10 protein-coding genes are annotated in these 12,652 nt (G+C 71.4%); 3 read left to right on the plus strand and 7 right to left on the minus strand.

All coding sequences use genetic code 11. The features are described from left to right. Positions 1 to 97 precede the first annotated feature (97 nt). Positions 98 to 1,441 (plus strand): amidase, encoded by a 1,344-nt coding sequence (locus OG595_RS04615; protein ID WP_329268068.1) that lies wholly within the window; start codon positions 98 to 100, stop codon positions 1,439 to 1,441. Positions 1,442 to 1,546: 105 nt separating this feature from the next. Here the strand turns inward: OG595_RS04615 and OG595_RS04620 are convergent, their stop codons facing one another. Further along, positions 1,547 to 1,720: a hypothetical protein gene (locus OG595_RS04620; protein WP_329268070.1), complete on the minus strand. Its 174-nt coding sequence runs from the start codon at positions 1,718 to 1,720 to the stop codon at positions 1,547 to 1,549. 440 nt (positions 1,721 to 2,160) lie between these two features. On the opposite strand from OG595_RS04620, the gene OG595_RS04625 reads away from it, so the two are divergent. Continuing rightward, a complete protein-coding gene (locus OG595_RS04625; protein ID WP_329268072.1) occupies positions 2,161 to 2,619 on the plus strand; it encodes a hypothetical protein in 459 nt (152 codons plus the stop codon). Between the two features lie 55 nt (positions 2,620 to 2,674). Beyond that, the gene (locus OG595_RS04630) at positions 2,675 to 3,475 is read left to right on the plus strand and encodes an SDR family oxidoreductase (RefSeq protein ID WP_329268075.1); all 801 of its coding nucleotides are present in this window, start codon (positions 2,675 to 2,677) and stop codon (positions 3,473 to 3,475) included. Between the two features lie 85 nt (positions 3,476 to 3,560). Here OG595_RS04630 and OG595_RS04635 read toward each other — a convergent pair whose 3' ends face one another. From OG595_RS04635 to OG595_RS04660, 6 genes are all read right to left on the minus strand, one after another. Next, on the minus strand, positions 3,561 to 5,072 hold the full coding sequence (locus tag OG595_RS04635) for an SDR family NAD(P)-dependent oxidoreductase (RefSeq protein ID WP_329268078.1): 1,512 nt from the start codon (positions 5,070 to 5,072) through the stop codon (positions 3,561 to 3,563). 103 nt (positions 5,073 to 5,175) lie between these two features. Then, positions 5,176 to 6,534 carry a wax ester/triacylglycerol synthase family O-acyltransferase gene (locus OG595_RS04640; RefSeq protein WP_329268080.1) on the minus strand — a complete coding sequence of 453 codons (1,359 nt, stop codon included), beginning with the start codon at positions 6,532 to 6,534 and terminating at the stop codon, positions 5,176 to 5,178. Positions 6,535 to 6,700: 166 nt separating this feature from the next. After that, positions 6,701 to 9,013: a GH92 family glycosyl hydrolase gene (locus OG595_RS04645; RefSeq protein ID WP_329268081.1), complete on the minus strand. Its 2,313-nt coding sequence runs from the start codon at positions 9,011 to 9,013 to the stop codon at positions 6,701 to 6,703. Between the two features lie 229 nt (positions 9,014 to 9,242). Beyond that, positions 9,243 to 10,463, minus strand: coding sequence for a glucose-1-phosphate adenylyltransferase (gene glgC / locus OG595_RS04650; RefSeq protein WP_329268083.1), 1,221 nt, complete (start codon positions 10,461 to 10,463; stop codon positions 9,243 to 9,245). A gap of 53 nt (positions 10,464 to 10,516) precedes the next feature. Continuing rightward, the gene (gene glgA / locus OG595_RS04655) at positions 10,517 to 11,686 is read right to left on the minus strand and encodes a glycogen synthase (protein ID WP_329268086.1); all 1,170 of its coding nucleotides are present in this window, start codon (positions 11,684 to 11,686) and stop codon (positions 10,517 to 10,519) included. A 37-nt stretch (positions 11,687 to 11,723) separates the two neighbouring features. Next, positions 11,724 to 12,467 (minus strand): IucA/IucC family C-terminal-domain containing protein, encoded by a 744-nt coding sequence (locus tag OG595_RS04660; protein ID WP_329268088.1) that lies wholly within the window; start codon positions 12,465 to 12,467, stop codon positions 11,724 to 11,726. Positions 12,468 to 12,652: the final 185 nt, after the last annotated feature.

The following is a 12,652-nucleotide window of genomic DNA, read 5'->3' on the forward strand; positions in this document are numbered from 1 at the left end:
ACGACACTCGACGACACTCGACGCCCCTCCGTACTCGCGAGTAGCCTCATCGCCTCACGCGTTGCACGATGTGTCGTATCCACCCCGAGGAGCCGCCGTGACCAGCTGGGTCGGCCGTACCGCCGTCGAGATCGCCGCCGCCGTCCGCGAGAAGCGTGTCACCCCGCGTGAAGTAGTGGCCGAGCATCTCGCGCGCATCGAACTGCTGGACGCCCGGGTCGGGGCGTTCCGCCGGCTGAGGGCGCGGGAGGCGCTGGCCGAGGCGGACGAGGTGGCGGGCCGGGCAGACCTGGCGGACCTTCCGCTCGCGGGCGTGCCCATCGCGGTGAAGGACAACCTGGCCGTGCGCGGCGAGTCGACCCGGCACGGCTCCACCGCCACACCGGACAGTCCCGCCGAGGACGACCACATCACCGTGGCCCGGCTCCGCGCGGCGGGCGCGATCGTCGTCGGGGTCACCAATGTGCCCGAACTCTGTATCTGGGGCACCACGGAGGGCCCTCTCGGCACGGCCCGCAACCCGTGGGACACCACCCGCACGGCGGGCGGTTCCTCCGGTGGCAGCGCCGCGGCCGTCGGCGCCGGGATGGTGCCCGTCGCGCTCGGCAACGACGGCATGGGCTCGCTGCGCATCCCCGCCGCCAACTGCGGTGTCGTCACCATCAAGCCGGGCCTCGGGGTCGTCCCGGCGGGCATCGGCAACGGTGACTGGTTCGGCATGTCGGAGAACGGTCCGCTGGCGACGACGGTCGAGGACGCCCGCCTGATGCTGTCGGTCCTCGCGGACACCCCGTTCCCACGGTCGGACACGCACACCGGCCGCAGGATCGCCCTCTCCGTTCGCAGCCCCATCACCGGCGTCACCATCGGCAGGCCGTACACCTCCGCCGCGCGCGAGGCCGCCGCGCTGCTGGACGGCGCCGGTCACGAGGTGCGGCCCGCCGATCCGCCGTACCCGCTGTCGATCGGCGTGACCTCGTTCACCCACTGGACGGCGGGCACGGCACGGGACGCGGAGGGCTTCGACCGGAGCGGGCTGACCCGGCGCACCCGGGTCCACGCGGCCGTCGGGCGCCGGTTCGTCGGCTACGTCGAACGGGGGCAGCACAAGGAACAGCTGCGGCGGCGCCTGGAACCGTTCTTCGCCGAGCACGACGTGCTGCTCACTCCGGCACTCGCCCGGCGCTCACCCGCCGCCGTGGCCTGGCACGAGCGGGGCTGGCTGCGCAACGTCCTCGCCAACACCAACTACTCGCCGATGACTCCCCCGTGGAACCTGACGGGCTGGCCGGCGATGGCGGTGCCGTTCGGGACCCTGCCCTCGGGTGCGCCCTGCGCGGTACAGCTGGTGGGCCGCCCGGGCTCGGAGGCTGTACTCCTCGACGTGGCGGAGCAGTTGGAGGAACTGCACCCCTGGCAGCGGACGGCTCCGCTCGCCTGACGGCGGCCGGTCTCCGGTCACGGCTCGCCGCGGTTCCTTCATCGGCACGGGCGTGGGTCCGGCACGCCCGTGCCGACGACGGTCTCGACAGGTCCTGTCGGGGCGTCAGTCGACGCTGGGCAGGATGTGGGGCTCGGCGAGGTCGTCCTCGTAGCCCGCCAGCCGGATCGGGGCCGACCGGGCCCACACGTCGAGGCTGCCGAGCCGGTCGCTTCGGTCGACCGGGGCCGCCGTACGTTCTTCAGGGCCTTGTTCGAGATTCGTCTTCTCCGGTGTCACCGCGCACTCCTTATGTGTCGGGTCACCCTCAGGACATTCGGGACCAGTCTGATGCCGGCCGCTCTACGTCCACTCGGGTCTGGGTCAAGAGCAGTAAGGACGCGGTGGCGCCGGTAACGGACCGTGGGTGTGGGTGGAACCCAGTCGTGCTGCCCGTCCGCTCCAGTATTAACCAAATGAGCGGGCGCCCGCTCGATGGGGTGAAAACAAGGAGTAAAGAACTCAAGTCGCTCAGTGTTCATTCAGCCATAATCTGCGGTTGTTCGTGAGGTTGAGAGCGGTTTGCGCATCACCCGTACGGCTCAATCGGCGCACCCGCGTACGCCCTTGCCGGAACAGGTTCGGCAGTTCAGCTCCCGTTGGTCCGCGCGCAAGTCGGCCATGGTCTGCTGGCCGACGGCAACGGCTGGTCCCGCGGCAGGACTCGGGAGGACTGACGTATGGAGCTGCGCGGCGTCGAGGAGCTGATGGATCTGCTGCACGCCTGCCGGGGCACCCCCGAGCACGGCGGCGGCCCGGCCGGTCCGGTCGATCTTCACCAGCACGCCCTCCAGACGGCGGCCCTGCTGCGCCGAAGTCGCCCCGCCGACAAGGAACTCCAGGTGGCCGGCCTGGTCCACGTCGTCGGTCGGCTCCTGGCACCCGGCGCCCCCACCCGGCACGCCCGGGTCGCCGCGGACGCAGTCCGGCACCTGCTCGGCGAACGGGTCGCCCGCCTCGTACACGACAGCCCCTACGCCACGGACCTGGATCCGTACGTGGACGTCGACGCAGCGGCCCTGCGTCAGGCGGACGAGGCCGGCCGGGTCCCGGGCTTCGACGCGGGCGTCCTGGAGGACTGGCGCACCCTGCTGGAACTGGTCGCGCGGCAGCACTCCCGGCTGGGCGCCGTCGACTGAACCCCCTTGCGTCCAGGGGCTGTTGGCTGACGGTTCGTCATGAGACGGTACGCGGATGACGTCGCCGTACGGACTCGACGGGCGGGTCGCCCTGGTCACCGGGGGCACGCGCGGGATCGGGCTGGCCGTCGCCGGGGCGCTCGTGCGGGCGGGGGCGAGGGTGTGTGTGACGGCTCGTGACCCAGAGGGGGTGCGGCAGGCCGCCGAGACGCTCGGCGGGGTCGGACTGGCGGGCAGTGTCGCCGATCCGGCACATCTGTCGGCGTTGACCGAGTTCACACTCGACGCGTTCGGGCGGCTCGACATCGTTGTGAACAACGCGGCGACCAACCAGCCCTACGGCCCGCTCATGGACGCCGACCCGGCCGCCTGGCGCGAGGCGTTCACGATGAACGTCGAGGCTCCGCTGCGACTGACGCAGTGCGCGTGGCGGGCGTGGATGCGCGACCACGGCGGCACGGTGATCAACATCTGCACGGAGGGCGCCACGCACGTCGGCCCCAACATCGGCGCGTACGGCACCAGCAAGGCGGCCCTGCTCCACCTGACGCAACAGCTCGCGGGCGAACTGGCCCCGAGGGTACGGGTCAACTCGGTCTCCCCCGGCCTCGTCCGGACAGAGCTGGCCCGCTTCGTCTGGGAGCACGGCGAGGACGAGGTCGCGGGCGGCCTACCACTCGGCCGTATCGGCGAGCCCGAGGACATCGCCCGCGCGGTTCTCTGGCTGGCGTCGGACGCGGCGGAATGGGTGACGGGGACAGACCTGTTGGTGGACGGCGGAACCCGCGTCCGCCCAGCACAACCGGCAACGGCATACGCGGTTCATGAACACCTACGGCAGCACAGGCCCACCTAGGGGCGCGGGGCTGTGTCGATAGCGACTCCGCCGCGTGGGCGCGACCAGCCCCCACCAGCCCCCAGGCGCACGACCCGACCCCCGCCTACCACTTACCGGGCGCGTAGTCCTTCATGAAGACCCCGTACAGATCCTCCCCCGCCTCGCCCCGCACGATCGGGTCGTACACCCGAGCCGCACCGTCCACGAGGTCGAGCGGCGCGTGGAACCCCTCGTCGGCCAGCCGCAGTTTGTCGTAGTGCGGGCGCTCATCGGTGATCCAGCCGGTGTCGACCGAGGTCATGAGGATCCCGTCGGTCTGGAACATCTCCTGCGCGCTGGTCCGCGTCACCATGTTCATCGCGGCCTTCGCGGCGTTCGTGTTCGGGTGGCCCGCCCCCTTGTACCCGCGCCCGAACACCCCCTCCATCGCCGAGACGTTGACGACGTACGCCCGCTTGCTGACCGCGTCGCGCGCCGCCCCGGCCATCGCCGGCCGCAGCTTGCTGATCAGGATGAACGGCGCCGTGTAGTTGCACAGCTGGGTCTCGAGGAGTTCCACCGGGGAGATCTGCTCGATGGTCTGCACCCAGGTGTTGGTGTCGACGACGTCGGGGAGGAGGCCGCCCGCGTCGATGGCGGTGCCGTCGAGGTGCCGGGCGACGCTGGCGTTGCCCGCGACCAGGGCGAGATCGGCGACCTTCTGGGCGTCGAGGCCGCTGATCCCGACGGGCAGCGCGGCCAGTCCGTCGACCGCGCCGGAGTTGAAGGCGCCGATGACGTGGTGCGCGGGCAGCTCACCGGCCGGCAGCGGGGCGCTCTCCGCGTCGACCAGCGCGGCGTACGCGGAGGGCAGTCGGCGTACCGTCTGGGTCGCGTTGTTGATGAGGATGTCGAGCGGGCCCTGCTCGGCGATCCGGTCGGCCAGGGCCACGACCTGTGCCGGGTCGCGCAGGTCGGTGCCGACGACCTCCAGGCGGTGGAGCCAGTCCGCCGAGTCGTCCATCGCCTTGAAGCGGCGGATGGCGTCCTTGGGGAAGCGGGTGGTGATCGTGGTGTGCGCGCCGTCGCGCAGCAGCCGCAGCGCGATGTACATGCCGATCTTGGCCCGGCCACCGGTGAGCAGGGCGCGCTTGCCGGTGAGGTCGGTGCGGGCGTCGCGGCGGGCTCGGTTCTCGGCGGCGCAGCTCTGGCAGAGCTGGTGGTAGAAGTAGTCGACCTCCACGTAGCGCGCCTTGCAGGTGTAGCAGGAGCGCGGGCGCTGGAGTATCCCCGCGATCTGCCCCTCCTCGGTCACCGACGACGGCAGAATGCCCTCGGTCTCGTCGTCGATGCGCTGGGCGGAGCCGGTCGCCGTGGACTCGGTGACCGCCTTGTCGTGGGCGGTCTTGGAGGCCCGTCGCTCCTGCCTGCGGCGCTGTTTGACCGTGCGGTAGACACCGGCGGTGGCGCGGCGCACGGCGATGGCGTCGGGGTGGTCGACGTCCAGCTTGTCGAGCTCTTCGAGCACGCTGAGGCAGACGGCCATGCGTTCGGGGTCGATGCCGGGACCGTAGGAGACGTCTGCCACGTCGTCCAGGCCGTCCGCGGCCGTCGGGCCGTCCTCTGTCACCGTCATCGCGCTGCCGTTCCCTGGGTCGCCTTCGCGGCGCTCAGACCGCGCCCGCTCTCGAACAGGCGATTTTACGGAAGCCCGGGCCCAGTCACCAAACCCGTGACGATCATGGGGCCGCGCAGGGGGCGCAGGCGGCGACCAGCGTCTCCACCTCCGCCGACAGCGCGGCGGCGAACCGGTCGAGGTCCGGGACGGCTTCCGCGTCCGCGACGAGCCCGAAGTGGACCTGCCCGCGGTAGGTCGAGATGGCGACCGCCAGCGACTGCCCCTGGGCGAGCGGGGCGAAGGGGTAGACCTCGGTGAGCGGGTTGCCGCCGAGCCGGAGGCCGAGGCTGGGCAGCGGCACGCTGGTGACGAGGATGTCGAACCAGAGCCGGGCGGCCTGCTTGACCAGCGGTCCGCCGAACCGGTGCCCGAGCGGCGGCACATGGTCGGCGAGCAGCGCGACCGCGCCCGCTCCCCGCCCGGGGCCGGCGTCCTTGTTGCGGTCCATGGCCCGGCGTACGGAGTCGAGGCGCCGGAGCGGGTCCGGGTCGTCGACGGGGAGCCGCATCAGGTATCCGGAGAGCCGGTTGCCCTGCGGATGCGCGGTGCGCGGACGTCGTTTGGAGACGGGGATGAGCGCGCGCGGGGTGACTCCCTCGCTCCCGTCGCCGCGCTCGTCGAGCCAGCGGCGCAGAGCCCCCGCGACGACGGCGATGAGTACGTCGTTCACGGTGCCGCCGACGGTCTTGCGGACGCGGTGCACCTCGTCGAGGTCGACGGCGACTCCGGCGGTGCGGCGGGTGCCGGTCGGTTCCGCGACGAGTGCGGCCGACGAGCGGTTGGTGAGGTTGTCGAGGCCCGAGCGGGCGACCGAGGCGCCGATGTCCAGGGCGCGGCCCACGTCGGAGAGGGCGCCGCGTACCAGCCCGGGCAGCCTGCGGACGTCCGGGAAGAGTCCGGTGGCCGGCTGTTCGGGGCGGGGGCGCGGTTTGGGCAGGTCGAGGGGGTCCATGACGCCGGCGGCGAGGGTCAGTGCGCGCAGTCCGTCGGCCAGGGCGTGGTGGAACTTGAAGAGCACGGCGAAGGAGGTGCCGTCCTCGCCGGGCAGGACGTGTGCCTCCCAGGGCGGCCGGCCGCGCTCCAGCGAGCGTTCCATGAGGCGTCCGGCCTCGGCGTGGAAGTCGGCGGTCGGGGCGTGCAGCCGGACGTGGTCGAGCGGGTCGAAGTCCGGTGCGGTCTCGCGGGTGGCGCCGCCGAAGGCCAGCGGGAGGAGGGGCTGCCAGACGTCCCGGATGCGCATCCGCAGTCCGGGTACGGCGACGGCGCGGGCGGCGAGCAGGTCGGCCGCGTGGGCTCCGGCGGTGGGTGAGTGGGCCGAGAAGACACCGAGGGCGCCCAGGTGCATGGGGTGCAGGTCGGAGTCGATGTGCCAGAAAGCCAGGTCGAGGGGGGCGAGCAGGTCCGAGGTCTCAGAGGTCAAGGGATCGCTCTCGCGTCGACGACGGGTGAACCAGCAGTCAATCGCTAGTGCGCGATTACGGTCAAGTACGATCAAGCTACGCTCAGTTAACATCGGATTAAGTCCCACCGCTGCGGAAGCGGTGGGACTTAAGTGATTTATGAGCTTACGTCAGGATGCGAGGGAGCTATTTCAGGGCGGGCGGCGCCGCGTCCGGGCCCGTCCCCCAGTCCGACGGCTCCGGCCCGACCGTGAAGTCGAGCGAGCGGGCACCCCGCAACGTCCCGCTCGTCACATACGTACGGCTGTACGACGACCCGCCGACGGCCACCGACTGGACGTACCGTCGGCTGTCCGACGTACCCGGTGCCGTGATCGTGAGGGCGCCGAGCGGGTAGTAGCGGGGGTCGAGGGTGAGGTCGACCCGGTCGAAGACCGGAGTGGACAGGCCCCAGGTGTCGTAGCCGGGCTGCACCGGGAAGATCCCGAGCGCGGACAGGACGTGCCAGGCGGACATGGTGCCCATGTCGTCGTTGCCGGTCATCCCGGTCGGGCCGTCCGTGTAGAGGGTCAGCGCGGCGTGCACGACCTCGGTCGTCTTCCAGGGCTGGCCGGTGGAGAGATAGGTGTAGGGGGCGGTGAGGTCGACCTCGTTCTGCGGGTTGTACTTGTCCGCGTTGTAGTAGGCGTACGGGCCGTTCACCCACACCTCGCGGGCCGTCCCGGCCGGGTCCGCCTTCATCCGGTCGTAGGCGAAGAAGGCGTCGAGCCGGTCATTGGCCGCCTGTCTGCCGCCGAGCAGGTCCACCAGACCCGGCAGATCCTGCGGGACCAGCCACTGGTACTGCCAGGCCGTGCCCTCGTGGAACCCCTCGCCCTTCGCCGGATCGGGGTCGCCCGCGAAGGCGCCCGAGCCGTCCCGGGGCCGGAAGAAGCCGGTCGATGGATCGAAGACCTCGCGGTAGCTCTGGGACCTGGCCGCGTAACGGTCGGCGTCGGCCTCATGGCCCAGCTCACGTGCCATCCGGGCGAGCATCGCGTCGGACAGGGCGTACTCAAGGGTGACGGACGCGCCCCAGTGGTAGTCCGAATCGCCGAGCTTGGTGCGCGGGCGGCCCTTGAGATAGGGCGCGAAGCCGTTCTCGATGTACTCCCGGTTGGCCTCGCGCCCCAGCATGGGCAGCGCGGCGGGCGGCACACCGTCGGCGTTCTTCCGCAGGGCCCGGTACGCCCGCTCCTCGTGCCCGTGCAGCAGGCCCTGCTGGTAGGCGTGGGTGAGGAACGGGGTGACCGGGTCGCCGGTCATGATGTTGGTCTCGACCGTGCCGTAGCCCCACTTGGGCAGCCAGCCGCCCTCCTCGTCGATCTTCAGCACCGACAGCGCCATGTCCCGGGCCTCGCGGGGCGCGAGCAGCGACAGGAGCTGCGCCTGGGTGCGGTAGGTGTCCCACAGGGACCAGTTCTGGTAGTACGTGAAGTCCCGCGCGCGGTGGACCTTCAGGTCCCAGCCGGTGTAGCGGCCGTCGGCATCGCTGCCGATGTTGGGGGCGAGGAAACTGCGGTAGAGGGACGAGTAGAAGGTCCGGCGCAGCGTGTCCGAGCCGCCCGTCGTGCCGACGTCGTCGAGGCGCGCCTCCCAGGCTTCCCGGGCCGCCTCCCGTACCTCATCGAACGGACGTCCGCCCTCGGCGCGCAGGTTGCCGGCCGCGCCGTCCGCGTCGACGTACGACAGGGCGGTGGTCGCCTCGACGGTGCGGTCCCCCTCCGTCGTGTCGAAGCGGACGTAGGCGCCGTCGGCCCCGGTCCGGGAGCCGCCGGTGACCGTGGTGCCGTCCCAGGTGCCGTACGCCGTGAAGGGCCGGTCGAAGCGGGTGACCGTGTGGACGGTGTACTGCTTGGTGCCCCGGCAGAAACCGGAGCCGGTGATCGTCGTGCGGACGGTCCGGTCGTCGAGGATCTCGACCCGGTTCGCCACCTTCGTGTGCAGCGACTGGCCCGCGTTGAGCAGCACGTTGGCCTTCGTGGTCGCCGGGAAGGTGTAGCGCTGCACGCCGGTGCGGGCGGTCGCCGTCAGCTCGGCGGCGATGCCCGATGCCAGGCCGACCTTGTAGTAGCCGGGGTTCGCCGCTTCGCCCTCGTGGCCGAACTCGGCGGCGTAGGACGCGTAGTCGGTGCTCGTGATGTCGCCGGTCGTGGGCAGGACCGGCAGGTCGCCGCCGATCCGGCAGCCGACGCCGGAGAGGTGGACGAGGGAGAAGCCCCGGATGCGGGTCTGGGAGTAGCGGTAGCCGGTCTTGTGCCCGGTGTCGGGCGACAGCTGCACCATGCCGAAGGGCACGGTCGCGCCGGGGAAGGTGTTGCCCTCGTTCTCCGTACCGATGAACGGGTTGACGAGGTCGGTGAGCCGCTCGTCAAGGGCCTGGGCGGCCGGGGCGGCGAGCGCGCCGGCGAACAGGGCGGCGGCCGTCACCGCCCCCGCTGTGCGCAGCGTCCATCTCACAGGGAAGACCTCCGTCGGCTCGGGCAGATGTCGGGCGGCCCCCGGGAGGCACCCGGGTCCGTGTTCCGGATCCGTTCCTCGCCGGGCGTCCCGATCCGCGCCGCGCCCGGCACGGTCACCTCGCGGCCGTACCGCAACAGCCCGTTCGGCTCACTCTCCGGGCCCCGGACACGCGGACGGCCCCGGTGAGCACGGGCTCACCGAGGCCGTCCGCGTGGATGCATCTGCCCTACGACACCTGCTGGCCCTTCCCGAGACCGATCACGCCGCCCTTGGAGACGGTGTACAGGTCGGCGTCCCGCTCCGGGTTGACGCCGATCGTCGCGCCCGGCGGGACCTCGACGTTCTTGTCCAGGACGGCCCCGCGCACGATCGCGCCCCGCCCGATGCGCACGTTGTCGTGCAGGATCGACCCCTGCACGACGGCACCCGGGTCCACCCGGACACCGGGCGAGAGCACGGAGCGTGTGACCTGGCCCCGGATGAGGCACCCGGCGCTGATGATCGACTCGCTGGCGATGCCGCCGGCGTTGAAGCGGGCGGGCGACAACTGGCCGGAGTGGGTGTAGACGGGCCAGCTGCGGTTGTAGAGGTTGAAGGCGGGCCGCTCGGCGATCAGGTCCATGTGGGCGTCGTAGTACGCGTCGAGCGTGCCCACGTCCCGCCAGTAGCCCTGGTCGCGGGTGGTCTCGCCGGGCACGTGGTTCTGGCTGAAGTCGTAGAGCTGGGCCTCACCCCGGTCGGTGAGCGCGGGCAGGATCGAGCCGCCCATGTCGTGCACGGAGTCGCCGTCCTCGGCGTCCCGCTGAAGGGCCTCGATGAGGGCCTTGGTGGTGAAGATGTAGTTGCCCATCGAGGCGAACACGCACCCGGGGTCGCCGGGCAGGCCGGGCGGGTCGGCGGGCTTCTCCAGGAAGCCCTGCACGGTCTGGCCGTCCGAGCCGGGACTGATCACGCCGAAGGACGACGACTCGGCGCGCGGCACCCGGATGCCCGCGACGGTGACCCCCGCGCCGCTGTCGATGTGCTGGTTGAGCATCTGGCGGGGGTCCATGCGGTAGACGTGGTCGGCACCGAACACGGCGACGTAGTCGGGCTGCTCGTCGTGCACGAGGTTGAGGGACTGGAGGATGGCGTCGGCACTGCCCAGGTACCAGCGCGGGCCCAGGCGCTGCTGGGCGGGGACCGGGGTGACGTAGTTGCCGAGCAGACTGGACATCCGCCAGGTGGTGGTGATGTGCCGGTCCAGCGAGTGCGACTTGTACTGCGTGAGCACGCAGATGCGCATGATGTCACCGTTGACGAGGTTGGACAGGACGAAGTCGACCAGGCGATACGTTCCGCCGAAGGTCACCGCTGGTTTCGCGCGGTCCGCGGTCAAGGGCATCAGGCGTTTGCCCTCTCCGCCCGCCAGCACGATCCCGAGCACAGAAGGCCCACCACGACGCATCGCCGCTCCCCTCACCGTGGTTGTGCACGATGCTTTCCCGTACGCCGGACGGGCTAAGCCTGTTGACCTTGTTTGAGGATCTCCTCATAGAGCCCTACCGTCCGTCTGGCCACGGCGTCCCAGCCGAACTCCTCCACCGCGCGCTCCCGTCCGGCGTCTCCCATGCGGCGCGCGGTCTCCGGATCGCCGATGACGGAGTCCAGGGCTCGCGCGAGGTCCGCCTCGAAGATCGCCGAGTCGTCGTTCAGGGACACCAGTACCCCGGTTCTCCCGTCCTCCACCACCTCGGGGATGCCGCCGACCCGCGAGGCAACCACGGGGGTTCCGCAGGCCATCGCCTCAAGGTTGACGATACCCAGGGGCTCGTACACGGAAGGGCAGACGAAGACGGTGGCGTGCGTGAGGAGCTGGATGACGTCCGGGCGCGGCAGCATCTGCGGGATCCAGAAGACGCCCTCGCGTACGGCGCTCAGCTCCTGGAAGAGTTCGCGGAACTCCCGGTCGATCTCCGGCGTGTCCGGGGCGCCCGCGCACAGCACCACCTGGGCCGCCGGGTCGATGTCCCGCACCGCGCGCAGCAGGTGGGGCACACCCTTCTGGCGGGTGATGCGGCCGACGAACAGGACGTACGGCCGGTCGGGGTCGACGCCGATCCGGGTGAGGGCGTCCGTGCCGTGGTCGGGGCGGTAGAGGCTGGTGTCGATGCCGTTGTGGACGACATGGACGGTGGCCGGATCGAGGGCCGGGTAGCAGGCGAGGATGTCCTCGCGCATGGCCCCGGACACGGCGATCACGGCGTCGGCGGCCTCGACGGCGGTGCGCTCGGCCCAGCTCGACAGGGCGTATCCGCCACCGAGCTGCTCGGCCTTCCACGGGCGCAGGGGCTCCAGGGAGTGCGCGGTCATCACGTGCGGGACGCCGTACAGGAGCTTGGCGAAGTGCCCGGCGAGGTTGGCGTACCAGGTGTGGGAGTGGACGAGGTCGCGGCCTTCGAGGGCGGCGGCGATGGAGAGGTCGGTGGAGAAGGTGCGCAGCGCGTCGTTGCTCCCGTCGAGCGCCGGCCAGGACCGGTGCCGGACGACGCCGACGCCGCGGCCCTCGCCCCAGCAGTGCACCTCCAGGTCGGTGAGGGCGCCCAGCTCCCGGGCGAGGAACTCGACATGGACGCCCGCGCCGCCGTACACATCCGGCGGATACTCCCGGGTCAGCAGGCCCACACGCACCCAAAACTCCCTGTCTCGGCGGTTGGTCCCCACATGGTCACCCAGATGCGGCGTTCGGGGAAGACCATGGGGCCCTGGTGAAGCAGCAGTCTCCGCAGATCCCGCCGCCGGGCACCCTGTAGTAGAGGCAGCAGCTGCGCCGCCGGAAGGCACCGCCGGTGAGGGTGCCGGACGGGGCGAGGCGGGGGTGGGTGAACAGTTCGGCGGCGAGGGCCAGGGCGCGTGCTCCCGCGTCCGCACCCGCGCCGTGCGGCCCGCGCGCCCAGCGGTCGAGCTCGCGGGCCGCGCCGGCCAGCGCCGAACCCGCGTTGCCCCACAGCAGGCCCTCGGCGACGCCGTAGCGGGCATGCAGGGCGGCTGTGAGGGGCTCCAGATGCCCTCGTACGACGAGATCCGTGATCGTCGCCGGGTCGGCCGGGCGGGGGCGCACCTCCGTCGCCCACAGGTCGTCGGGGGCGCTCGCGGCGGCGTCCCAGCGGAGCAGGCGGGGATCGAGGTCGGGAACGCTGCCGTAGAGGACGGCGCAGCCGAGGGCGACGGACCACAGCCGGGCCGCGAGCGCCTGCTGGGCGATCGACGCGGAAACCCGCAGCTCAGAGGCGTGGATACGGTCCGCGACGGTTTGGACACGAAAAGTTATGGAATCCGCGTAAACATCCTCCCCGCGGTGCGCGTACGCCTGCGCGAGTGTCGGCGGCGGATCGGCGGGGGCTCCGGCCGTGCGTAGTACGAAGAAGGCGCCGAGCGGTCGGAGCGCGACGAGATCGGGGTCGAGGTCCACGAGAGGCAGTAGTACCAGGTCGGGCAGTAGCCGAGAGCAGCAGCACCTCCCCCGCGTCACCCACCCTGGGGAGGACGTCGGGCCGGGCGTACTCCATCGGCAGTAGGACCCAATGGATGCTCTGGTACGACGCGAAGACGCCCGCGAGGGGGGATCGTAGTCACCATGGAAGCCGATCGTTCGCC

Origin of the sequence: Streptomyces sp. NBC_01451, assembly GCF_036227485.1 — a bacterium.
Lineage (GTDB): Bacteria > Actinomycetota > Actinomycetes > Streptomycetales > Streptomycetaceae > Streptomyces.

Excerpts from the sequence above, each read along its gene's own strand:
- OG595_RS04625 (WP_329268072.1), top strand. The coding sequence starts at position 2,161 with ATGGAGCTGCGCGGCGTCGAGGAGCTGATGGATCTGCTGCACGCCTGC.
- OG595_RS04630 (WP_329268075.1), top strand. The coding sequence starts at position 2,675 with ATGACGTCGCCGTACGGACTCGACGGGCGGGTCGCCCTGGTCACCGGG.
- OG595_RS04635 (WP_329268078.1), bottom strand. The coding sequence starts at position 5,072 with ATGACGGTGACAGAGGACGGCCCGACGGCCGCGGACGGCCTGGACGAC.
- glgC (WP_329268083.1), bottom strand. The coding sequence starts at position 10,463 with ATGCGTCGTGGTGGGCCTTCTGTGCTCGGGATCGTGCTGGCGGGCGGA.